This window comes from Pseudomonas sp. RA_35y_Pfl2_P32 (genome assembly GCF_963970735.1).
Classification (GTDB): domain Bacteria; phylum Pseudomonadota; class Gammaproteobacteria; order Pseudomonadales; family Pseudomonadaceae; genus Aquipseudomonas.
On sequence record NZ_CAXAQF010000012.1, the window covers coordinates 103,621 to 124,884 of the forward strand.

Annotated in this window: 21 protein-coding genes; 6 read left to right on the forward strand and 15 right to left on the reverse strand. The window is 62.8% G+C overall.

The window, feature by feature from the left end; all coding sequences use genetic code 11:
* Positions 1-15: 15 nt before the first annotated feature.
* From AACY45_RS13930 to AACY45_RS13975, 10 genes are all read right to left on the reverse strand, one after another.
* Entirely contained in the window at positions 16-1,137 is a 1,122-nt protein-coding gene (locus tag AACY45_RS13930; protein WP_339546022.1) for an acyltransferase family protein, read from the reverse strand.
* The gene (locus tag AACY45_RS13935) at positions 1,134-2,369 is read right to left on the reverse strand and encodes a glycosyltransferase family 4 protein (RefSeq protein WP_339546023.1); all 1,236 of its coding nucleotides are present in this window, start codon (positions 2,367-2,369) and stop codon (positions 1,134-1,136) included. Before AACY45_RS13935 ends, AACY45_RS13930 begins: the two co-directional genes overlap by 4 nt.
* Positions 2,366-3,841 (reverse strand): O-antigen ligase family protein, encoded by a 1,476-nt coding sequence (locus AACY45_RS13940; protein ID WP_339546024.1) that lies wholly within the window; start codon positions 3,839-3,841, stop codon positions 2,366-2,368. Before AACY45_RS13940 ends, AACY45_RS13935 begins: the two co-directional genes overlap by 4 nt.
* Complete coding sequence (locus AACY45_RS13945) at positions 3,831-4,790, reverse strand: glycosyltransferase family 2 protein (RefSeq protein ID WP_339546025.1); 960 nt, start codon at positions 4,788-4,790, stop codon at positions 3,831-3,833. Before AACY45_RS13945 ends, AACY45_RS13940 begins: the two co-directional genes overlap by 11 nt.
* The gene (locus AACY45_RS13950; protein ID WP_339546026.1) at positions 4,790-5,626 is read right to left on the reverse strand and encodes an NAD-dependent epimerase/dehydratase family protein; all 837 of its coding nucleotides are present in this window, start codon (positions 5,624-5,626) and stop codon (positions 4,790-4,792) included. Before AACY45_RS13950 ends, AACY45_RS13945 begins: the two co-directional genes overlap by 1 nt.
* Positions 5,623-6,594: a glycosyltransferase family 2 protein gene (locus AACY45_RS13955; RefSeq protein ID WP_339546027.1), complete on the reverse strand. Its 972-nt coding sequence runs from the start codon at positions 6,592-6,594 to the stop codon at positions 5,623-5,625. Before AACY45_RS13955 ends, AACY45_RS13950 begins: the two co-directional genes overlap by 4 nt.
* On the reverse strand, positions 6,584-8,047 hold the full coding sequence (locus AACY45_RS13960) for an exopolysaccharide biosynthesis polyprenyl glycosylphosphotransferase (protein ID WP_339546028.1): 1,464 nt from the start codon (positions 8,045-8,047) through the stop codon (positions 6,584-6,586). Before AACY45_RS13960 ends, AACY45_RS13955 begins: the two co-directional genes overlap by 11 nt.
* A 43-nt stretch (positions 8,048-8,090) precedes the next feature.
* Positions 8,091-9,146 (reverse strand): GDP-mannose 4,6-dehydratase, encoded by a 1,056-nt coding sequence (locus AACY45_RS13965; RefSeq protein ID WP_339546029.1) that lies wholly within the window; start codon positions 9,144-9,146, stop codon positions 8,091-8,093.
* A gap of 173 nt (positions 9,147-9,319) precedes the next feature.
* Complete coding sequence (locus tag AACY45_RS13970; RefSeq protein WP_339546030.1) at positions 9,320-10,606, reverse strand: lipopolysaccharide biosynthesis protein; 1,287 nt, start codon at positions 10,604-10,606, stop codon at positions 9,320-9,322.
* A 145-nt stretch (positions 10,607-10,751) separates the two neighbouring features.
* On the reverse strand, positions 10,752-12,281 hold the full coding sequence (locus AACY45_RS13975; protein WP_339546031.1) for an HDOD domain-containing protein: 1,530 nt from the start codon (positions 12,279-12,281) through the stop codon (positions 10,752-10,754).
* Between the two features lie 166 nt (positions 12,282-12,447).
* Here AACY45_RS13975 and motA point away from each other — a divergent pair, with 166 nt between their 5' ends.
* Together motA and motB are read left to right on the forward strand one after the other, a co-directional pair.
* Positions 12,448-13,299 carry a flagellar motor stator protein MotA gene (gene motA, locus AACY45_RS13980; protein ID WP_339546032.1) on the forward strand — a complete coding sequence of 284 codons (852 nt, stop codon included), beginning with the start codon at positions 12,448-12,450 and terminating at the stop codon, positions 13,297-13,299.
* A 3-nt stretch (positions 13,300-13,302) separates the two neighbouring features.
* The gene (motB, locus tag AACY45_RS13985) at positions 13,303-14,331 is read left to right on the forward strand and encodes a flagellar motor protein MotB (RefSeq protein ID WP_339546033.1); all 1,029 of its coding nucleotides are present in this window, start codon (positions 13,303-13,305) and stop codon (positions 14,329-14,331) included.
* Between the two features lie 50 nt (positions 14,332-14,381).
* Here the strand turns inward: motB and AACY45_RS13990 are convergent, their stop codons facing one another.
* From AACY45_RS13990 to rsgA, 4 genes are all read right to left on the reverse strand, one after another.
* The gene (locus tag AACY45_RS13990) at positions 14,382-14,867 is read right to left on the reverse strand and encodes a toll/interleukin-1 receptor domain-containing protein (protein ID WP_339546034.1); all 486 of its coding nucleotides are present in this window, start codon (positions 14,865-14,867) and stop codon (positions 14,382-14,384) included.
* A complete protein-coding gene (locus AACY45_RS13995; protein ID WP_339546035.1) occupies positions 14,867-15,826 on the reverse strand; it encodes a caspase family protein in 960 nt (319 codons plus the stop codon). The genes AACY45_RS13990 and AACY45_RS13995 overlap by 1 nt, the downstream gene beginning before the upstream one ends.
* A 2-nt stretch (positions 15,827-15,828) precedes the next feature.
* Positions 15,829-16,236, reverse strand: a complete 408-nt coding sequence (locus AACY45_RS14000) for a TIR domain-containing protein (RefSeq protein WP_339546036.1) — start codon at positions 16,234-16,236, stop codon at positions 15,829-15,831.
* A gap of 211 nt (positions 16,237-16,447) precedes the next feature.
* Positions 16,448-17,479 (reverse strand): small ribosomal subunit biogenesis GTPase RsgA, encoded by a 1,032-nt coding sequence (gene rsgA, locus AACY45_RS14005; protein WP_339546037.1) that lies wholly within the window; start codon positions 17,477-17,479, stop codon positions 16,448-16,450.
* A gap of 107 nt (positions 17,480-17,586) precedes the next feature.
* Here rsgA and orn point away from each other — a divergent pair, with 107 nt between their 5' ends.
* Both orn and AACY45_RS14015 read left to right on the forward strand, forming a co-directional pair.
* Positions 17,587-18,129, forward strand: coding sequence for an oligoribonuclease (gene orn, locus AACY45_RS14010; RefSeq protein ID WP_339546038.1), 543 nt, complete (start codon positions 17,587-17,589; stop codon positions 18,127-18,129).
* A gap of 89 nt (positions 18,130-18,218) precedes the next feature.
* Positions 18,219-18,830: a trimeric intracellular cation channel family protein gene (locus AACY45_RS14015; protein WP_339546039.1), complete on the forward strand. Its 612-nt coding sequence runs from the start codon at positions 18,219-18,221 to the stop codon at positions 18,828-18,830.
* Here AACY45_RS14015 and queG read toward each other — a convergent pair.
* On the reverse strand, positions 18,812-19,882 hold the full coding sequence (queG, locus tag AACY45_RS14020; protein ID WP_339546040.1) for a tRNA epoxyqueuosine(34) reductase QueG: 1,071 nt from the start codon (positions 19,880-19,882) through the stop codon (positions 18,812-18,814). The two genes, AACY45_RS14015 and queG, sit on opposite strands and share 19 nt — an antisense overlap.
* Before the next feature lie 63 nt (positions 19,883-19,945).
* On the opposite strand from queG, the gene AACY45_RS14025 reads away from it, so the two are divergent.
* Both AACY45_RS14025 and tsaE read left to right on the forward strand, forming a co-directional pair.
* The gene (locus tag AACY45_RS14025; RefSeq protein ID WP_339546041.1) at positions 19,946-20,806 is read left to right on the forward strand and encodes an NAD(P)H-hydrate dehydratase; all 861 of its coding nucleotides are present in this window, start codon (positions 19,946-19,948) and stop codon (positions 20,804-20,806) included.
* Entirely contained in the window at positions 20,794-21,264 is a 471-nt protein-coding gene (gene tsaE, locus AACY45_RS14030) for a tRNA (adenosine(37)-N6)-threonylcarbamoyltransferase complex ATPase subunit type 1 TsaE (RefSeq protein ID WP_095169577.1), read from the forward strand. The genes AACY45_RS14025 and tsaE overlap by 13 nt, the downstream gene beginning before the upstream one ends.

Below are 21,264 nucleotides of genomic sequence, written 5' to 3' on the forward strand. Positions count from 1 at the left end.
TTCTTCCTTCGCGGCTTATGCAATGGCTCGGGTGATTCGCTTGCCAATCTCGATGACCGGTTTTTCCAGCAACACATGCACGGCATACCCCACCCCAATCGTAGTCAGGCCCGCCAGGATCACCACCCCGACCGCACCGAAGGGGGTCACGCTGACCACCTTGAACAAGCGGCCAAAACTGGCGAGCACGAACGGGTGTGTCAGGTAGATCGCGTAGGAGGCATCGCCGATTTGCACCATCCAGTCCCGGCGCGTGGGCGCATGGCCGTTGCTGCGGTTTTGCCATTCCAGGGTCAGCCCGGCCAGCATGAAGGCGCCATAGGCCAGGCCAAAACTCAGGACCCGGACCGGTTGTTCACGGTTGAGTTGCCCCGAGTCGGCGAAGATCGACGCCAGCAGCAGCAGGACACAGCCCGCCACGAAGGGCGGCCAGAAGCCCCAGGCCCGGGCCCGCTCATAGATCTTGAAGACCCCGACGCCGATGGTGAATTGGATAATGAACAGCGAAAACAGGTGGTAGTCCCAGAAGTCGATCCCGCCATGGACCCGCAGTGCCCATTTGGCCAGGGCCAGCACCGAGAGGGTCAGCATCACCCACGGCAAAGCGTTGAGCGTGCTGAAGCGCATGACCAGGAAGACGAGGGTGTAGAACACGATTTCGTGTTCCAGCGTCCAGCCCACGAACAGGATCGGCAGGCCGGCTTGCGGCAGCATCAGCATCGACTTCAGCGCGCTGACCCAGTCGTGGCTGCCTGAGCCCATGGTCATGTTCGGGCTGTACAGCCACATCAGCACCACCAGCCCGGTAAAGAGCACGTACAGGGGCACGATGCGAAAGACCCGGCTCAGGACCCAGCGCTTGGGCCGGAACGTGCTGCCTGCCGAGACGTAGGTCATGATGAAGCCGCTGATCACGAAGAACAGGTCGGGAGCCGAATACCCCACGCGCATGGCGTAGGTGCTGTGAAAGTCGGCCATCACCGGCAGCTTGCGGCCGATGTCTTCGACGTGCACCACCAACACCATCAGTACCGCCAGCCCGCGCAAGCGCTGGACGCTGAGCAGTTCACCCTGAGCCACGGCCCAGGGCGCAATCGCCTTGCTGTAGAACCCGGCAAACTGGCGCAATACGGTCATACCCTCACACTCCCGCAGATCAGTCCCAGGGGCGGATGGGCCTGTAAGTTGTGGGTGCACTGCTCGTACAGCGTGCGCAAGGCGCGGATGTGACCGTCACGGCTGTGGTGGGCCTTGACCCACTCACGAGCCGCCCGGCCGAGCACCGCCAGGCGCTCGGGTTCATCCAGGGCGCGCTGCAGGCCGGCAGCCAGGCCCTTGACGCTGACGTCGGTGACCAGCAGGCCGGTCTGGCCATCGCGCACATAGTCGGCAATGCCGCCGACCGCGAACGCCAGCACCGGTGTCTCGAAGGCCATCGCTTCAATTCCCACCAAGGGGCCGGGGTCGTCCCACACCGAAGGCAGGACGAACAGGTCGGCGCTCCGGTAGTGCCCGGCCAGTTCCTCGGAGGCCAGCCAGTCGATGAAGGTAATGCGCGAGGTCAGTTGCAGTTTTTGCGCCAGCCCGCGGGCCGAGGCCAGGCGCGGGCCGCTGCTGATGGCGACCAGGCGCCAGTCACCCTGGATCTCGGCCAGGGCCTTGACCAGCACCTCCAGGCCCTTGCCCTTGACGGCCTGGCCGGCAAACATCAATTGCAGGGGACGCCCTTGCAGCGCAGGTTTGCCAACGGCCTGGGGCTGCTGGGCCTGTTGATCGAACCGGCTGAAGTAAGGCACCACATGGATCCGTTGTTCGCTGAAGCCATTGATGCGCAGTACCCGGCCCATGTGCTGGCTGCCAACCACGGCCCCGCGAAAGCGCTGGTACAGGCCACGTTCGTGGAGTTTGCCCGCCAGGTCCATCAAGCGCGGCACGCGGGCACCGGCTTTCGGCGGACCGATCAGGCAGCCATTCAAGGCGCAGGACCAGTCCAGCGGGCGCTGGCAACGATCCCCCGGGAAACGCCGACGACCGCGGCGCAGGCACATCGAGGTGTAGTCATGGAACGAGCGCATCAGCGCCAGGCCGCTGTCGGTCAATGCCGCCAGCAAGTCGCTGTCGCTGCACAGGTGCACGTGCACCAGGTCCGGCTCCCAGGCCTGGATGCGCTCCAGGGCCTCGCCGGGCGATGCGGCATCCCGCAGGCCGAGCAATTGCACCCCGGTGCAATCCAGGTGCGCCGGAACCTGTTGCCCCTGGTGCGCCACCAGGGTTCGGTCGCCCTGGGCGTTCAGCGCCCGGGCCAGGTCCAGCACATAGTTGGGCAGGCCACCGATGCCCAGTTCCTCGACCAGCAGCATGATCTTCATCCTGCATCCTCTTGAGTCTTGACGCCGGTCAGCCCCAGGGCACGGGCGGTACTGTCGGTCAGCCCCAGGCTCAGCAGCAGCACCAGGGTGAAATGCATGTTCTGCAGCAGCAGCATGTCAACCATGGCAAACACGCAGTACGCGGTCAGGGTGCCCACTGCCGCCAGGGTGAAGGTGTCGCCGGGGTCGCCAACGCTGCGGCGCCAGCGCCGGATCAATTGCCGAAAGACCAGGGCAATGAAGGCCAGGTAGCTGAGCAGCCCCAGGGCGCCGGTGTCGGCGAGCAGTTCCAGGTAGGTGTTATGGGCATGCGTCGATTGGTAGCCGAGTTCGACGTTGAGGGTCACGCCGCGGGCGTAGAATTCATCGCGGAAATTGCCCAGCCCGACCCCGATCAACGGGTTGTCGAACCACACGTCACGTACCACGCCCCAGATGGTCAGGCGGTCAAGCACCGCATCCGGGCGGCCCGGCACCAGGCCGCTGAGGGTGCCGTCCCAGCTGGGCCACAGGCCCAGGCCAATGGGCGCGAGCACGGCCACCGCGACCAGCCCCAGCACCAGGAATTTCCACAGTTGCGGGCGCCGCATCAGGCAGATCGCCAACAGGCACGCCAGCCCTCCGAGCAGTCCGCCGCGGGATTGGGCGGCCATCATCCCGGCGATGCTGATGACGATTCCCAGGCCGGCCAGGACCCTCAGGCCACCGGTACGCGAATTCAGCAGGTGGGCCAGGGAGATGCTGAGCAGCATCACCAGGTACATGGCCAGGCCCTGCGCCCCGCCAAAGGCACTGCCTGCCCGGCCGGAGACATCGAAGGTGTGGTGAATCGCCGGTTCATCGCCGCTGGGGCCGGGCACCGGGATGCCCAGCATGCCGGTGAGGGTGTGGCCACCGGTGGCATACTCCACCAGGCCATCGATGGCAAAGAAGGCCGGGGTGCAGATCAGCGTGATCGCGGCAAAACGCCAGAAGCGTTGGTCAGGGCGGAACACCATCAACAGCACCGGCAACAGCACGAACCATTCGACGATCCGCAATGACTGCTTGATGCTGGCGCCGGGCGCGATGGAGCCCAGTTGTGCGAGGAACACCGCGATCAGGAAGGGCGTGATTGCCAGGATCAAGAACGGTACGCGCATTCGCCCCAGGTGCGGCGCCTGTGGGCGTTGCAGCATGAACAGCCAGAGCAGCGCCCAGAGCACGACAATGGCATCGGCCGCGTTCAGTGGAATGCCACCGATGGATTTCTGGATCGGGATGGCCAGGCTGATCACAAAACCCAGAAACAACCATTGCGGTCGGCGGGCCAGCAGCAGGACGCCGCCAAAAGCCAACGACAGCGCCATGCCCGCCAGGGGCATGTAGACCGTGGCGAAGGCCACCACCAGCCCCAGGACCCCGGCCAGCACCACGCCCCGGCGCTGAGTCCGGTTATCGAGGGGTTCGTAGGGTGAAGGCTCAAATGCCATGGTCAACCACCTCGATGCGCAGGGGATTGATCGACATCACCCGGGCATTGGCCCGTAGCAACGCCCGGGCTTCCTCGCGCCGCGCCGGCTGCAGGACGGCTGCCAGCAGTGTCTTGGCACTGGCGGCCAGCATCACCAGGTCGGTCAATAGCTTGAGCAGCAGCACCTCGGCCAGGCTGCGGTGCTTGCGGTACAGCCGATACCGGCTGCGGCGCAGTTCATAGCGCATGCGCAGCGCGGTTTCACTCGGTGCCTGGCGGCGCTGGCCAACGGGGGCGCGCCCGGAAGAGCTGCCGCCGTGGTGCAGAATCCGCGCGTCGGGCACCAGCAGCAGCTCCCAGCCGGCGTTGCGGGCCCGTACGCACCAGTCGACGTCTTCGTCGTACATGAAGAAACCTTCGTCAAACAGTCCGACGCTTTGCAGCAACTCGCCGCGGATCAGCATGCAGGCGCCATGCAGGCGTTCGAGGTTGACGGGGCTCGACTGGCCGTTGGCCGGGAACTGCGGGCCGGTCAGCATGCGCTTGACCATCTGCGTCAGGCTGGGGAAACGGCAGGGGAAATCCTGGTCGGCGCCATCGCTGGCATTGACCACCCGGCCACTGACCGCGCCCACCGTTGGTTGCTGCTCCAGGACGTCGATCAGCCGGTCGAGGGTGCCGGCCTCCACTTGGGCATCACTGTTGAGCAGCAGCACGTAGTCGCTGCGCAAGCCGCGCAGGATCAGGTTGTTGCCGCCGCCAAAGCCCAGGTTGTCTGGCGAGGCGATGAGTTGAATGTCCGGGCACTGCCCGGCGATGACCGACACGCTGTCATCGCCCGAGGCGTTATCGACCACGGCAATGGTCAGCGTCGCCCGGGTGGGAGGGAAGCGCTTGAGCGATGCCACGCACTCGACCACCAACTGCGGCGTGCGGTAATTGACGATGGAAACCGTGAGCGTCTTCATCACGCATACCCCTGGATCAATCGGCTCTCTTCACGCAGGCGGGCGCCGAGGGCTTGGCAATGCTGCCTGAGCGCGGTGGTGGTCAGGCCCGGGATACCATAGGTGGCCCGGGCGGCGCCGATATCCAGGCGGAACGCGTCGAACTCGCGCAGGTTGGTCACCAGTAGCTCACCGCTGCCAAAACCTTCGATCAACCACTGGGCAATGCGCCCCGTGGGTGTACCTATGCCCGCGCCAAGGTTGAAGAGGCCGGGCTGCGGGTTTTCGGCGATAGGTATCAGCCAACTGGCCAGGACTTCCACTGGGAGGAAGTCGCGTTCGACGAAGGGGCTCATGTCCAGCACGATGCGCTGCTGGTCAAGCAGGCTGCGCAAGGCGATGGCGAAGAAGTTGCGCCGGGTTTGCGCAATTTCGTAGCCGAAGATATTGCTCATGCGCACGATGGTCAGGCGCTCGCCGAGCATCTGCGTCAATGCTTGCTCGGTGATCAGCTTGCCGACCCCGTAGGTCGCCACCGGCTGGGGCTCCTGGGATTCGTGCAGTGCCTGGTCGTGGATCGCGGGGCCGTACACCAGGCGCGAACTGGCCATGATGTAGCGTACGTGCGGCAGCGGTTCAATGCGCCGGGCCAGGGCCAGTTCGAAGTCCAGGGCGTGCTCGTAGCCATTGCGCAAGGCGGGGTTGTACGCCAGGTTCAGCACCTGGCCGACGCCGTCGAGCCAGGCACTGCTCGTGAGGGCTTCGCGGTGGCCGATGAAGCGCCAGCCGGCGGTCTGCCCGCACTGGCGCAAGGCCTGGGCGATCAGGCTGGTATCCCCGACGACGACGATGCTCATGGCTGATTCCAGAACAGTGAGTGCATGCTCATGCGCCGCCGCCATGCCAGCGGTACCAGGTGGTAGCGTTCTCCGAGCCAGTAGCCCAGGTACTTGCCGGCCGTGCGCATCAGGATTGAGAAAACGGCCAGGGGCTGGCCACGCTTGAGTGCGGCCTGGATCTCCACGTTGACGAACCGCAGGCCTTCGCCGGATGTCGACAGGCGCGCCTTGCTCAGCTCGCTGTCCATGGCAATCAGGGTGCCGATGTCGAAGTAGCGCTTGAATTCCTGGCTGATGCTGTAGTCGTGGCTATGCACGGCCTGGGCCGCGGGTTCGTAGACCCGGACATAACCCTTGCCGAGCAGGCGTATGGCCGCGGCCATGTCTTCGCCCAGGGGTAACTGCGTGGGGAATCCGCCGACGGCCTCCAGCGCCTCGCGACGATAGGCGGCAAAGGAGTTGGAGCAGAACACCGCCTTGATCCCGATGCGCGCGATGTCAGTCTGGGTCGTGCGTTCCGGGCGATCGGGGTAATTGAACTCGCGGGCGAAACGTTCGGTGTCGGTGGCTTCCCGGCGCGGTAGTTGCCGACCGTAGACCAGGGCCACCTGTGGGTCGGCAAAGGGCTTGAGCAGGCGTTGCAGCCAATCATCGCCCTGAGGGCAGGCATCTTGAGTGAGGTAGACCAGGAATTCGCTGTCCGCGCACAACTGCAGCGCCAGGTTGCGGGTCTTGCCGTGGCCGAAGTCACTGCGCTGGATGGTCACCAGGCGATGCCCGGCGGTCTCGATCATCTGTGGCGTCAGGTCGGTGGACGAGGAGTCGATGAACACCACCTCCCTAGGCGCCTGCTTCAGGGCCGCCAGGGCCGGGAGCAGGGCCTTGAGGTGCTCCTGGGCATTGAGGGTCAGCACGACGACGCTGCTGCGCAGCCCCAGATCGGCTAACTCGTTCGGACTGGCGGCAGGCATGGCTTCAAAATGCATTCTTGCCTCCCAGCCCACCAAAGATGGTCTTGATCACGATCCACAGGTCCAGCTCTGGCGACCAGTTCTGGATGTACTGCACGTCATAGATGAAGCGCTCGGTCAGTGACTCTTCGGTGAAGGTATTGCCCCGTGAGCCGTTGACCTGAGCCCAGCCGGTAATGCCCGGGCGTACCTTGTAGCGCTCGACAAAGTCCACCACCACGTTCTCGTAGGTCCGGTCGCCGGCCTTGACGCCGGGCGGGTGAGGGCGTGGGCCGATGACCGACATATCGCCCAGCAGCACGTTGATGAACTGCGGGAACTCGTCGAGGCTGGTGCGCCGGATGAAGTTGCCGATACGGGTCACGCGGGCATCCTGGCGCTGGTTCAGGCAGATTTCGCCGGGCGTGGGGTCGAATCGCATGCTGCGAAACTTGTAGATCTGGAACAGACGGTTGCGCAGGCCATAACGACCTTGGGTGAACAGGGCCGGTCCAGGTGACTCCAGGCGGATCAGGGCGCCCAGCACCAGGCCAATGGGCAGGAACAGCAACAGCACGACCGCCGAGAAGCTGATGTCGAACACCCGCTTGATCAGCCGTCCCTCGATGGGCAAGGGGTTCATGCCCAGCAGCAACATGTTGCCGGGTCCGCTGTGCGGTCGGCTCAGGAAGGGATGACCCAGCACCGGCTCCTCGGGGGCGAGGTAGACGTTGCCCATCTGCCCGCGCAGGCGGGTGGCCAGCGAACTGACCCGGTCGCCTGCCTGGTTGGGCAGGGCGATGATCACCCCGTCGATGTCCGGTGGCAGTTGGTCCAGCTGCGCGGTCCCTCCGGCGAGCAGGGGGAACGGCAGCGTGGAGGTGTCAATGCGCGAGCTGCGGTCGTCGATGAAACCGATCACCACGATTTCCGGTTCCCGTGCGGTCAGGTAGCGCGCGATCGCCACGCCTTGCTCACCGGCACCGACAATGACCAGGCGCAGTTTGCGGTCCCAGGAGCGGGTATAGCGCGACACGTACTGCCCGGCCAGTTGAGCAAACAGCGTCAGCATGATGAACAGCCCGAGGTAGTACCAGGGGGGGAGCATCGGCATCTGGCCGATCTTCATGAATACCAGCGCCAGCAGGGTCACCAGGGCGCCGTTGAACACCGAGCTGACCCAGCGCAGGGCTTTGCGATCCTGGCGCGAAAAGCCCTTATAGACGCGCACCGGCATCACTGCCGAGGCACAGACCACCACAAAGCCCACCGTCCAGGCATTGGCCCACCCTTGATCCGTGACCCACCAGTAGTGGGCGCTGAGCAGCAGGGTCGCGAGCAGCCCACCCAGCACTCGGCCCAGTCGTGTCAGGAGGATTTCCAGGCCGGCCAACGCCGGGGCATCAAAACGTCGAGCTCTTTTGTGAGCGCGAGTGCCCTGCACTTTTACGTCCGGGGCAGTGCCCGGGAGCGTTTCGCTAACTGACATGGAATATCCTCGCCTCAACTGCGCAAGTGACAACAACGCTGAGTCAGGAACTAAGGCCTTTGGAGAGCCCGTTGGAGACTTCCTGTACCGGGAGCAGGCCGGCGACTTCGACCTCGACCGAAGCGGTCGCGGGCAACTCACCAAACAACTCCGGGTAGCGCGCGAAGTTGTCGCGGTACCAGTCCACTAACATGCCGATATCGTCGCTCAGGTTGTTTTTGGGCTTCCAACCCATGTGCATGAGCTTTTCCCAGGACACCGAATAACGCCCGTCGTTGAACGGCCGGTCGGGGATATAGGTAATGACTTCGCGAGAGGGTTTGTCGAAGGCCTTGCTGATAAGTTCGGCCACTTGCAGGTTGGTATATTCCTCGGTGGTGCCGATATTGTAGACCTCGCCGACTTCTCCTTTTTCAGCCACGAACACCACTGCTTCGGCGAAGTCCTGGGCACTGAGGTAGTGCCGGCGATTGGTGCCATTACCGTGCAGGGTCAGTTTGCGCCCGGTCAGCATGTGGCAGATGAAACGCGGGATGATCTTTTCCGGGAACTGGCGGATGCCATAGAGGTTATTGGCCCGGATGATCACGATGGGTTCGTGGTAGGACTGCAGGTAACCCTGCAGGATCATCTCGGCCGCGGCCTTGGAGGATGAGTAGGGGTTGGTGGGGCGCAAGACCTCGTTTTCACTGGCCGCGCCCTCCATGACCTGCCCGTAGACCTCGTCGGTGCTGACATGGACGATCTTCCTGACCTTCTCCTGGCGGCAGGCTTCCATCAATGCATGGGTGCCCAGCACGTTGGTGCGGGTGAACTCCAGGGAGTTGCCGAACGAGTTGTCCACATGGCTCTCGGCGGCGGCATGTATCACCAGGTCAGCGTCCTTGACCACCCGGCGGCACATATCCAGGTCGGCAACATCGCCAACCAGTAACTGGACGCGATTGGGAAACAAGTGGTGGGAAATATTGCGTACATCGCCGGCGTAAGTCATCTTGTCGAAGACCACAACTTTGGCGTCAGAGAAATGCCGGCAAACTTCGTCGACAATATGCGAGCCTGCAAAGCCGGCACCGCCAGTTACTACTATCTTGCGCATGACGTTAACTCCTTGGCCAAAAACCTGAGTCAGATAAAACGTCCAGTCGATTCGCCGGCCCCTACTGCGCGGATCAAGGGCCCATTAGTGTTTTTTGTTACAGATAGCTCCAACGACAATAGCGAACTTGTGGCGTTTTGATACTTAATAGCCATTAGATGTGAAGTGTGACTTTAGTCACTCACCTGTATTTCTCCAGTGCTGCGGTTAGTTTTTTTTGCCATTACCTGAAACATAATGCCTAGCATCAAAAGGCCAGCAACATTTGCGCCACAATAGAATTGGGCCAACAGCTCAAGCGACAACCGGTCATGCCAGATCAAAGCCAGCACCAGCAGCACCGCGAGGTTGGTGCCGTGGTAGAACACGTTGCTGACCGGTGCCCGCAGGGCCAGGAGCCCGAGTTGTATCGGTGCGGCGGCTGCCACGGCCAGCAGGCCAAGCGCCAGGTACATCAGCGCCGGTGCGCCTTTGCTGAAGTCGGGGCCGTACAGCCACCCCAGTAACGGCTCGCCCACCCACCACGCCAGCAGCACGAACCCCAGGGCCGGCAGCAGGAACGGCAGCGCCCGCAGCAGCATATACGGGAGCAAACTCGCCTGGCCTGCCTCTTGATAGTGCGCAATGAAGCGCGGGCGGAAATGATTGGTGAGGGCGGTCAGCAACGGATTGATCAGGTTGGTGACCGCGATGCACGCCGCGTAGAGGCCGGCCATCGCCTGGCCCCCCCCCAGCAGGGCGAGCCAGGGGTACAGCTGCACGCTGGCCACATGGCATAGCCCGCCGGCCACCAGCCAACCGCCGTAGCCCAGAAACGCTCGCCATTGGGTCGCCAATTGCTTGATGGACGGCCAGAAGAACGACGCCTGTGCCTGGGGCAGGTTCAGCGCAAAGGACAGGGCACAAACCCCGGCGATGGCAAAGAAGACGGCTTCGGCGCTGAGCCATCCGGCCCAGGCTAATACCCCGAGGGCTGCCAGTTGGCCCACTGCGCTGGTCAGGTCGAGGATCAGGGCCTGCCTGGAGCGGTTGATCACGTAGAAATGCCGGCGCAAAAATTCGCGCATCACCAGGCCCATCACCGCCAGGGGCAAGGCGGGCCAGAGCTCGGTGGGCAGGCCTGCACCGAACTGGTGCATAAGGGTCAGGATCAACGCCACCACCAGGCCGAGCACGGCGCTGCCCCACAAGGCGCTGCTGAACAGGGTGTGCGGCTCTCCTTCGCCACTGGCGCGCAGGTAGGTGTAGGGCGTAGCAATCAGCGTGTCGCCCAGGGAGATGATCAGGAAGCAGAAGCTCAAGCCCAGGGCGTAGGCGCCCAGGGCCTCTTGCGAGACGCAGCGGCCCAGCACCAGGCCTGTGAGGAAGCTGGTCAGGCTCTGCGCCGCCTGGCCGCCGATCACCCAGAAAACGCCATATCCACGACGGCCCAGTCGTGCCCAAGAATGACTGCCAGACATAATTCATGTCCTTGGAGATGGACTGTTGACGTATCTCTCCCCGTCGTTTCTCGGGGGCTGCGCAGGCTGATCGCTGGTGAGTAAGGATTAGTATCAGTTCGCCAGATTGGCAAATCCGTTGGTGCAAAAACGGATGAGCGTGTGCTTAGCGCGCGCTATAGCTGTTGAGAGCCTTTTCGATGCACTGCGCGGTTTTGCCGAAAGCCTGGACGCTGATGTCCGCAAACGCGCCACCACCCTGGTCGGCGACGAGCAGCATGATCACCTTGCCCTTGTTGGCCAGAGAGCGCAGCAGCAGGTGCTCGCCGTCGAACAGCACGCGCAGGCTGTCCGGCAAGTGGGCGCAAAACTGGCCGTGGTTGGCGGGTGTCAGGCGCAACTGCGCCGGTTGCGCCAGCAAGCGCTGCAGCACGCTGCTCTGGCCGACTGCCAGTTGCAGGGTGGCGCTGTCCTTGGGCAAGCCCCAGGTCTGGTGGACACGCAGGTTGCTCTGAGTGCGGTCGGCCATCAGCAGCATGACCCGGCGCATGCCACAGGCTGCCAAGGCATCCCGGGCGCAGGTGGTCAGGTGCAGGGCGTTACTGAACGGGCTCGGCTCGGCCAGCAGTTGGGCGCAGTGTTTGCGCCAGCGCTGCAGGTCCTCGGCGGTGGGGGCGGCGGGCGCCTGTTCGGCACGGGGCCGGCCATCTCCCCAGGGCCACAGCAGCGCCTCGGCCGGGTGCCAGAGGTCGGGCTGCCCATGGTTGCGCGCGCTTTGTGCGGCCTGTTGGTGTTGTTGCTGCTGCACCTCGTCCATGGGCATTTGCAGGTAGAGGCTGGTCAGGTACTGCCAGCGCAAGGTGTGCGGACCGGCCCAGGATTGCTGGGCCGACAGCGCCAGGCCGTTGGCCAGCAGCACGCTGTTGGCGGGCTGGCTGAGCCAGCGGCGCAGGGTCGGGTCGTCATCCAGGCGGTTTTGCTGGCGCAGGGGATGATCGGCGTCGCGGGCAATGTGCAGCACTTGCACCAGCTCGCGTTGCTCGGTGAGTAGCAGGCGATAGCCCTGGGCGACCCAGAAGGGCAGGTGCCAGAGCTCCACCAGCGCCTGGCAGAGCTCCAGCAGGCGCACGCCGAACAGCTGTTTTTCGACCGTGTGCGCCGCTTCGCCCCGGTGGATCACCCGGCGCTCCCATTCCTGGAGCAACTGTGGGTGACTCAGGGCCAGCGGCCACAGGGGCGCGAGAAACAACAGGCTGCCCCAATGGATGTCCTGCCACAGGCGCGCCAGGCGGCTGGCAAAAAAACCATTGGCCTGTTGCGAGGCGTGCTGGCTGATCTGTTGCAGCTTGCGCAGCGCTGGCGGGATCTCGCGCTCGGGCATGGCCGGCAGGCGGGCCAGGAGTTCGGCGGTGCGTTTGAGGCCCAGGCGATTGAGCGCCACCTCAAGGTTTTCACAGGGTTCGCTGAGGCTGCCGTGGGCGTGGCGATTGGCTTCGCGGATCACGCTCAGGGCCAGGGCCGGGCTGCCCTGGATCAGGTCGGCGATATCGCGCAGGGAGCTGCGACTGCTGTTGAGGGCTTTGCAGACGCGGTCATGGCTGGCCTGCGGTACGGGCAGGATCACAGCGTCGAGGCGCTGGACCCAATCCTGCAGGGTGGAGGGGCTTGCCGTTGGGACGTTCGTTTCATTAACCATGGTCGGGTGCGATCATCGTTGACTTCAAACACGCCCGGGGCGGGGCAAATTAGCTTTTCACCATAACGGGCTATAGTCTGGCGCAGTTTTGCCGATAAGTAGAAGAAGAGATTGTTTAACTTCCGAATATGACCTTGAACCCGACTTAAGTAAGTACCTTCTACCTATGGCTAAAATTATCGGCATCATCGTCGTATTCGCGAGCGTGCTCGGCGGATACGTGCTTTCCCATGGCAAGATTGCCGCGCTGATCCAACCCTTCGAGGTGCTGATCATCGGCGGTGCGGCCCTGGGCGCATTCCTCCAGGCCAACCCCGGCTACATGACCCTGCATGTGCTCAAGAAGTCCCTGAGTATGTTCAGCACACGCTTCACCCACGCCTTCTACCTGGAGGTGCTGGGCCTGATCTACGAGATCCTCAACAAGAGCCGCCGCGAAGGCATGATGGCGATTGAAGGGGATATCGAGGACGCCGCCGCCAGCCCGATCTTTGCCAAGTACCCGACCGTGCTCAAGGACGAACGCATGACGGCGTTCATCTGCGACTACTTGCGCATTATGTCCTCCGGCAACATGGCGCCCCATGAGCTCGAAGGCCTGTTCGACATGGAGCTGTACAGCCTCAAGGAAGACCTGGAACACCCCTCCCATGCGGTGAACGGCATTGCCGATGCGATGCCCGGCTTTGGTATTGTCGCGGCGGTCCTGGGGATCGTGGTCACCATGGCCTCGCTGGGCGAGGGCGACCAGAAGTCCATCGGCCTGCACGTCGGCGCGGCACTGGTGGGGACCTTCTTCGGTATTCTCGCCGCCTACGGTTTTTTCGGTCCGCTGGCCCATTCCCTGGCCCACGACGCCAAGGAAGAGCTGAACATCTACGAAGCCATCAAGGCCTCGCTGGTGGCCTCGGCGTCCGGCATGCCGCCGTCGCTGGCAGTGGAATTCGGGCGCAAGGTGCTGTACCCGGCGCACCGTCCTAGCTTCGCCGAGCTGGAACAAGCAGTTCGCGGTCGCTGAGTCATGGAAAACAATCAGCCGATAATCATCAAGCGCGTCAAGCGCATTGCGGCCGGGCATCACGGGGGCGCCTGGAAAATCGCCTTCGCTGACTTCGCGACGGCGATGATGGCGTTTTTTCTGGTGCTGTGGCTGCTGTCCACGGCCACGCCGGAGCAGAAGATCGCCATCGCCGGCTATTTCAAGGACCCGATCGGCTTCACCGAGAGCGGTACGCCCTACGTCATCGACCTCGGCGGCTCGCCGGAGCTGGCGCCGGACAAGACCCTCAACCCTGAAGCCAAGTTCCAGCCGCAGCCGGACAAGGTGACGGTCGATACCGAGCAGGTCGAAGGCATGGCCGAGCAGGTCGAGCAGGAGCGCCTTGAGTTGTTGCTGCAGGAACTGCAGAACAAGGTGGAAGAAAACCCGCAACTGCAGAAGTTCAAGGACCAGATCCTGTTCGAGATCACGTCGGATGGCTTGCGCATCCAGATCATTGATTCGGAAAACCGGCCGATGTTCGACTCCGGCAGTGCACGCCTGAAGCCGTACTTCGAAGACATCCTGCTGGCCATGGCAGACACCATCAAGGCGGTGCCCAACAAGATCAGCATCAGCGGCCACACCGATGCCAAGCCCTATGCTGGCAGCGGTGATTTCGGCAACTGGGAGCTGTCATCCAACCGTGCCAACGCCGCGCGGCGGGCGCTGGTGGCGGGTAGCTATCCGGAGACCCAGGTGGCGCGGGTGGTGGGCTACGCTTCGTCGGCCATGTTCGACCGCAAGAACCCGTTCAACCCGGTCAACCGCCGGATCGACATTGTGGTGCTGACCAAGAAGGCCCAGCGTGCCATCGAAGGCGAGCAAGGCGCCGAGCCAGCACCGGTGCCCACCCAGGGCCAGGGCGCCCCGGGTGAAGTGCCGGCGGTGCCGGTCGACCCCGATGCCTTGCCCGCAGACCAGCAACCGCTGCCGGCCCATGAGCTGCGCGAGCGCTTGAATCTGTTTGATGATCCGCTGCCCAAGCCGGTGGAGCCACAGAAGCAGTGACCCACAAAAAGCCGACAGCGATGTCGGCTTTTTTGTGGTCGCCGTTTGCCTTAAAAGCCGCGGCGGACCCTGGTCTTGAGTTCGGTATGGAAGCGCTCTGCATTAGTGCGGTTGTTCGAGCGTATCGACTCGTTGCTGACGATCGAGTCCAGTGTCATTGAGCGTCTGAGTGTCTGCTCGTTGCGGTAGGCGTCGATAAAGAAGTCGAGGTCGGCCATCTTCGCCAGTTTTGGCCACTTGTCGAGGTACTCTGGCAGTTCTCCGGCGCCGGTCTTGAATGAGCAGATTCGCCGATCACTGATGGTTGCTTCGCCAATTTCGAAGGGTACCCACCAGGAGTGCGCGGTTTTGTCCGATACCACTGCCAGCAAATGGCTGCACTCGGTAATGTTGCGGGTAATCACCCCGGTGATGTCGTCGGTGGTTTGCGATTCGGGATCCAGTACATCCAGGTAGGTTTTTATCCCGGCCTGGCTCAGGTGGTCGTTGATGGTCATGGGGCGGTCGGTGTGGCGGTAGCTGATAAAAACGGGCATCAGAAGTGTCCCTTGATCGCGAGTTCGCGGTAATAGGCGCCGAGGGCAGTGAGGCGGCAGCCGGTGGAGTGGATGGCGGCGTAGTACATGTGTTCGGCATCGACCGGCTCGACCAGGCTGTGGCGATTGCACTTTTGCAGTTGGGCGAAGACGTCGCCGTTCTCGGGGTTGTAGGCCGCCTCCGTGGGCTCGAAGCTGGGATCCAGAGGGAACACAAAACTTGCCTCGGGAAACCAGTCAGGCAGCTTGCGCAGTGTTTCCTCGGCGATCAGTGGCGCGACTTCGCGCAAAGCCACGAATTGCGATACGTTGGTCTTGAAGACTGGGCGCTGCTCCCAAGCGCCCAGCGCGTTGTCGACAAACGAGTACACGCTGCCGGGTGTTACTTTGCCCAGTACATTGGCGGCTCCACCGTGCAGGGCCTGCAGAAGCAGACCGGTAAATACGCCATGCCCGCCGTTTTCCAGCGCGACCTGTTCTTTTTTGCACGCCGTCAGGATGGTCATGCCTTCACCAATCACGCTCCGGCCACCTCGCCAGCCGCGCATGGCACCCGCAGCGCCCGCCTGGCAGCAGTCGAGGATGATGATCTTGTTCTTGATGTGCTCGGCTTTGTCAGCCCAGTCCAGGATGTCACTGATGCGAATGCCTTCGCCTCCTGGCTGGTAGTCCTGTGGGATCAGCGTGCCTTCATCAATGCTGGTGTCGAATTGACCGTGCCCGGCGAAGTACAGCAGTGCCACATCGCAATCACCCGAGAACAGGTTCTGGATCTGTTGCTTGACGGTATGGCAGGTAAGTTTTTCCTCCGCCGATGTCAGCACCTTGCTGCTGAAGTTGGGGCGACCGTTAGCATGTCGTTCGAGCAACGAGGCCATCGCCATGGCATCGTTGTTACAGCCCGAAAGCGAAGAAATATGGGTGTAGTTGTTGATCCCGATGAACAATCCCTTGCGCATGGTTACACCGCCGTATGCTGGCGGATCGCATTGACAATGCTGTTGGTGTTCCACGCACATTCGGCGTGGGCCGCGTCACGCACGACCGTCGATGTGCGCTCGGCAGCGAAAGGCCTGATCGCGATGATCACCTTGCCAAGGCGTTTGGCAATCTCGATTTCCTTGTTGATCCACTTGCTGTACGTCGAATACACGCCCGCCATGATCAACACCGCAGAGCAGGGGCGGATCTTGTTTTCGATGGCCAGTTCCAGTTGCATGTCGTTCAAGGCGCCGACGATCGGATTCTGCGGCGGCACCGAGAAGTTCTTGAAGGAAAAGCTCGGGTGTGCGGACAGCAACTCCACCAGTCGGTCGTGTTTGTCGGCGTAGTTCCACGAATGGCTGATGAACAGATGATAGGTTTGCATGGGTTTCCCTCGGTATCGCCTGAATGCGAGAGAGAGTGAATGTATGCACTTGAATGGGGGTCGCAAGGTCGGCCGAGAGAAAGAGAAGTGCCCTACAAGCAGGCGTGCGCGGGCCTTACAGAAATTTCCGATGTTTAAAAAGTGAGGGGATTTGTCGGGCACGACGAACGGCCCGCCGCTCCATCAGGGTTGGAGCGGCGAGCGCGTCTGTTTAGTAGCTGGTTTCAGGCAGGCTGGCGATGATCGAGCGGTAGCTGTTCATCCGTTGTTGCTGCACACGGCCGTCTTCCAGGGCCTTGAGCAGGGCGCAGCCAGGCTCGCGGTCGTGTTTGCAGTCGCGGAAGCGGCAGGTGCCGATCAGGTCGTTGAACTCGATGAAGCCGGCTTCGACGTCGGCGCGGCTGACGTGGCCCAGGCCGAATTCGCGAATGCCCGGGGAGTCGATCAGCTCACCGCCACCTGGGAAGTGGAACAACCGCGCGGTGGTGGTGGTGTGGGTGCCTTGGCCTGACAGCTCGGACAGCGGCCCGACGCGGGTTTCGACTTCCGGCAGCAGGCTGTTGACCAGCGACGACTTACCGACGCCGGACTGGCCGACAAACACACTGATGCGTCCGTCCAGCTGCTGTTGCAGGGTTTCCATGCCATTGCCGTGGTGCGCCGAGACTTCCAGCACCGGGTAGCCGAGGGTGCGATACACCGCCAGCAGGGCATTGAGCGCCGGGGCATTGTGCTCGTCGATCAGGTCGAACTTGTTGAGCAGCAACAACGGGCGGATGCCAGCATGCTCGGCGGCTACCAGGTAGCGGTCGATCAGGTTGGCGTGGGGCTCGGGCAGCGGGGCGAAGACGATGACGATCATGTCGACGTTGGCCGCGACCGGCTTGAGCTGGCCACGGCTGTCCGGACGGCACAGCTCGGTGTTGCGCGGCAGTTGCGCGACGATCACGCCAATGCCCTGGTTGCCGGCACGCCAGACCACCTTGTCACCGGTCACCAGCGCAGGCAGGTTGGCGCGCAAGTGGCAGCGGAATACCTGGCCGGCCAGTTCGCCTTCGCAAGCCTCGACCTCGACCTGGACGCCAAAGTGGGCGATGACCAGGCCGGTCTGCTCCAGGCCTAGGTCGCCACCTTCCAGCGCTTGCACGGCGCTGGATTCGCGTTTGGCGGCGCGGGCGGCGCGCTCGCCTTGAATCTTTTCGATGCGCCAGTTTTGACGACGATTGAGTTGGCGTTTGGCCATGGGTGTTCCGTGTTGATAATGCAGCGATTAGGTAAAGCGGCCGCGAGTTTAGCACGCCCACGCAGTTGCCTAGGCTAAACTGCGCAACACTGCTTAGGAGCCGACACATGCAAAACCCACAGAACCTGATCTGGATCGACCTGGAAATGACCGGTCTGAACCCTGACACTGACGTCATCATCGAGATGGCGACCATTGTCACCGACAGTCATCTCAATACCCTGGCCGAAGGCCCCGTGATCGCGATTCACCACAGCGACGAGATCCTGGCCGGCATGGACGAGTGGAACACCCGTCAACACGGCGGTTCCGGGTTGACCCAGCGGGTGCGTGACAGCCGCATCAGCATGGCCGAAGCCGAAGCCCAGACGATCGCGTTTCTGGAGCAGTGGGTACCCAAGGGCAAGTCGCCGATCTGCGGCAACAGCATCTGCCAGGATCGACGCTTCCTTTATACCCACATGAAATCCCTGGAAAGCTACTTCCACTACCGTAACCTGGATGTCTCGACCCTCAAGGAGCTGGCTGCCCGCTGGGCACCTGAGGTGCGCGACAGCTTCAAGAAGGGCAGCACCCACCTGGCCCTGGACGACATCCGCGAATCCATCGCCGAACTGCAGCACTACCGCCAGCACTTCATCAAGGCCTGATCCACCAAAGCAGGCTGATCAGCGCGTGCCCTCTTCTGGTGCCGATCCGAAATGGCTAGACTGCGCGCCTTCCTGCAAGGACCGCCACCATGTTGCTGATGCTCTACCTGATTGCCATTACCGCTGAAGCCATGACTGGCGCGTTGTCTGCCGGCCGTCGGGGCATGGATTGGTTCGGGGTGGTGCTGATCGCCTGCGTCACCGCCCTGGGCGGTGGTTCGGTGCGTGATGTGTTGCTGGGGCACTACCCGCTGACCTGGGTCAAGCACCCGGAGTACTTGGTGCTGACGTCGGTGGCGGCGATGGTCACGGTGTTCACCGCGCGCTGGATGCGCCACCTGCGCTCGCTGTTCCTGGTGCTCGACGCCGTAGGGCTGGTGGCCTTTACCCTGATCGGCTGCATGACCGCCCTGGAAATGGGCCACGGCATGCTGGTGGCGTCTGTCAGCGGGGTGATCACCGGGGTATTCGGCGGCATCCTGCGCGACATTTTCTGCAACGACATCCCGCTGATCTTCCGTCGCGAGCTCTACGCCAGCGTCTCGTTTGCGGCTGCCTGGTGCTACATGTTCTGCCTTTACCTGCAGTTACCGGGTGAGCAGGCGATCCTGATTACCCTGTTCGGCGGATTCCTGCTGCGCTTGCTGGCCATCCGCTTTCATTGGGAAATGCCCAAGTTCGTTTACAACGACGAAGCCTGATGTTGCTTGAGGGCCCATTGCACGTGCTCGCGCACCAGTTCTGAGGGGTGGTCCGCGCGGGCCTTCAAGGCTTCCAGCACAGGAATGCTCGACGGTGCGTTACCCAGGCCCACGGCCAGGTTGCGCAACCAGCGTTCATAACCGGCGCGCCGCAGGGGCGAGCCCTCGGTGCTGCTGAGGAATTTGTCTTCTTCCCACAGGAACAGCTCGGCCAGGCCGGCATTGTCCAGGTTGTGGCGGGGCTTGAAGTCGCTTTCTCCGCTGGGGCGGGCGAAGCGGTTCCAGGGGCAGACGATCTGGCAATCGTCGCAGCCGAACACCCGGTTGCCGATCAACGGCCGCAACTCTTCGGGAATCGGGCCTTTCAGTTCGATGGTCAGGTAGGAAATACAGCGTCGCGCATCCAGCACGTAGGGACCGACAAAGGCGTTGGTCGGGCAGATGTCCAGGCAGGCGGTGCAGCGCCCGCAGTGTTCTGTGCTGTGGGGTGGGTCCACGGGGAGCGGCAGGTCGACGAACAGTTCGCTGAGAAAGAAGTAACTGCCGGCCTTGCGGTTCAGCACCAGGGTGTTTTTGCCGATCCAGCCAAGACCGGCCTGCTCGGCGATGGCTTTTTCCAGCACCGGCGCACTGTCGACAAAGGCCCGATAGCCGAACGGGCCGATGACCGCCTGGATCTTTTCTGCCAGTTGTTGCACGCGCTTGCGGATCAGCTTGTGATAGTCGCGGCCCAGGGCGTAGCGCGAGACGTAGGCTTTTTCCGGTTGGGCGAGTAACTGCGCCATCTGGGTATCGCCCGGCAGGTAGTCCATGCGCAGCGAGACCACACGCAAGGTGCCCGGTACCAGTTCCTCGGGATGTGAGCGTTTGCTGCCGTGGGCGCCCATGTAGTCCATTTCGCCGTGGTAGCCGGCGGCGAGCCAGCGCTCCAGGTGCTGCTCATGCTCAGCCAGGTCCAGGCCGCTGATGCCGACTTGTTGAAAGCCCAGTTCGCGGCCCCAGTCCTTGATCGATTGGGCGAGTGCGGGGAGGTCTGTAGTAATTGCGGGCATGAGACAAGAGAAACCGGAGCTGAGGTGCGTATAATTCTGCCAGACATCGGAGCCCGAAGACGCATGCCGCAGACAAATCACCCGTTACCCGACGTTCAGTCACTGGAACCCGGCCATTTGCCGAGACTCGCCGCACGTTCGGCGAGCGCTCATAAAGGCCAGTTTGGCCATGTGTTGTTGATCGGCGGCGACCGCGGGTTTGGCGGCGCCATCCTGCTCAGTGCCCAGAGCGCCCTGCGTTGTGGGGCCGGGCTGGTCTCGCTGGCCACCCGCAGCGAGCATGTGCCGGCGGCACTGGCCCGGTTGCCCGAAGTCATGGTGCTGGGCACCTCGTCGGCGAACCAGTTGATGGGCCTGCTGGAGCAGGCGTCAGTGCTGGTGGTGGGGCCTGGACTGGGGCAGGGCGCCTGGGGGCGCAGCCTGTTGTCGGCCGCCGCGAACGCAGCGCTGCCCCAGGTCTGGGATGCCGATGCGCTGAATCTGTTGGCCCATGGTGGCGTCAGCCTGCCCAAGGGCTGTGTGATCACCCCGCATCCAGGCGAGGCGGCGCGACTATTGGGGATTTCGACAGCCGAGGTTCAGGCAGACCGTCTTAGCGTGGCGCGCGCGTTGAGCCAGCAATTTAATGCCGTCACCGTCTTGAAGGGCGCGGGCAGTCTGATCGCCAGCCCCGATGGTCGTGTCTATCGTTGCGACCGTGGTCATCCGGCCATGGCTAGCGCGGGCCTGGGCGATGTCCTGGCCGGTTTGCTGGGGGCGTTGCTGGCCCAGGGGATGGCTGCGTTCGAGGCCGCTGCGCTGGCGGTATGGCTACATGCCACGGCGGGCGAGCGTGAAGGTAAATTGGGCCGAGGGCTGGCGGCCAGTGATTTGATTCCCGCCATTCGTCAGTTGCTGGAGGAGCAAGCACCGTGTCTGAAGTAACCCTGTATCTGGCCGATGAAGACGCCATGGTGGCACTGGGTACCCGTATTGCCCAAGTGACCCAGGGGCATGGCATCGTGTTTCTGGACGGCGACCTGGGTGCGGGTAAAACCACCCTGTCCCGGGGCATCATTCGCGGCCTGGGCCATGTAGGCTCGGTAAAGAGCCCTACATTCACCTTGGTCGAACCCTACGAAATCGGTGAGATTCGCGCCTTCCACTTCGACCTGTACCGCTTGGTCGATCCGGAAGAGTTGGAGTACCTGGGTATTCGTGATTACCTCGAAGACGATGCGTTGTGCTTGATCGAGTGGCCCCAGAAGGGTGCAGGCTTTTTGCCAAAGCCCGACCTGACCATTACCATTAGCCCGCATGACAGCGGACGTTCGCTGAGTTTGTTGCCCCAGAGTCCGCGTGGCGAGACCTGGTGTGCCGCTTTGGCATTGGAATTCAAATAG

Coding starts and splice junctions, on each gene's coding strand:
- orn (WP_339546038.1), top strand. CDS start 17,587: ATGCAAAACCCACAGAACCTGATCTGGATCGACCTGGAAATGACCGGT.
- AACY45_RS13940 (WP_339546024.1), bottom strand. CDS start 3,841: ATGGCATTTGAGCCTTCACCCTACGAACCCCTCGATAACCGGACTCAG.
- AACY45_RS13990 (WP_339546034.1), bottom strand. CDS start 14,867: ATGCCCGTTTTTATCAGCTACCGCCACACCGACCGCCCCATGACCATC.
- motA (WP_339546032.1), top strand. CDS start 12,448: ATGGCTAAAATTATCGGCATCATCGTCGTATTCGCGAGCGTGCTCGGC.
- AACY45_RS13965 (WP_339546029.1), bottom strand. CDS start 9,146: ATGCGCAAGATAGTAGTAACTGGCGGTGCCGGCTTTGCAGGCTCGCAT.
- AACY45_RS14015 (WP_339546039.1), top strand. CDS start 18,219: ATGTTGCTGATGCTCTACCTGATTGCCATTACCGCTGAAGCCATGACT.
- AACY45_RS13970 (WP_339546030.1), bottom strand. CDS start 10,606: ATGTCTGGCAGTCATTCTTGGGCACGACTGGGCCGTCGTGGATATGGC.
- AACY45_RS14000 (WP_339546036.1), bottom strand. CDS start 16,236: ATGCAAACCTATCATCTGTTCATCAGCCATTCGTGGAACTACGCCGAC.
- AACY45_RS13995 (WP_339546035.1), bottom strand. CDS start 15,826: ATGCGCAAGGGATTGTTCATCGGGATCAACAACTACACCCATATTTCT.
- AACY45_RS13945 (WP_339546025.1), bottom strand. CDS start 4,790: ATGAAGACGCTCACGGTTTCCATCGTCAATTACCGCACGCCGCAGTTG.
- AACY45_RS13955 (WP_339546027.1), bottom strand. CDS start 6,594: ATGCATTTTGAAGCCATGCCTGCCGCCAGTCCGAACGAGTTAGCCGAT.
- AACY45_RS13930 (WP_339546022.1), bottom strand. CDS start 1,137: ATGACCGTATTGCGCCAGTTTGCCGGGTTCTACAGCAAGGCGATTGCG.
- AACY45_RS13960 (WP_339546028.1), bottom strand. CDS start 8,047: ATGTCAGTTAGCGAAACGCTCCCGGGCACTGCCCCGGACGTAAAAGTG.
- rsgA (WP_339546037.1), bottom strand. CDS start 17,479: ATGGCCAAACGCCAACTCAATCGTCGTCAAAACTGGCGCATCGAAAAG.
- AACY45_RS13950 (WP_339546026.1), bottom strand. CDS start 5,626: ATGAGCATCGTCGTCGTCGGGGATACCAGCCTGATCGCCCAGGCCTTG.
- AACY45_RS13975 (WP_339546031.1), bottom strand. CDS start 12,281: ATGGTTAATGAAACGAACGTCCCAACGGCAAGCCCCTCCACCCTGCAG.
- queG (WP_339546040.1), bottom strand. CDS start 19,882: ATGCCCGCAATTACTACAGACCTCCCCGCACTCGCCCAATCGATCAAG.
- motB (WP_339546033.1), top strand. CDS start 13,303: ATGGAAAACAATCAGCCGATAATCATCAAGCGCGTCAAGCGCATTGCG.
- AACY45_RS14025 (WP_339546041.1), top strand. CDS start 19,946: ATGCCGCAGACAAATCACCCGTTACCCGACGTTCAGTCACTGGAACCC.
- AACY45_RS13935 (WP_339546023.1), bottom strand. CDS start 2,369: ATGAAGATCATGCTGCTGGTCGAGGAACTGGGCATCGGTGGCCTGCCC.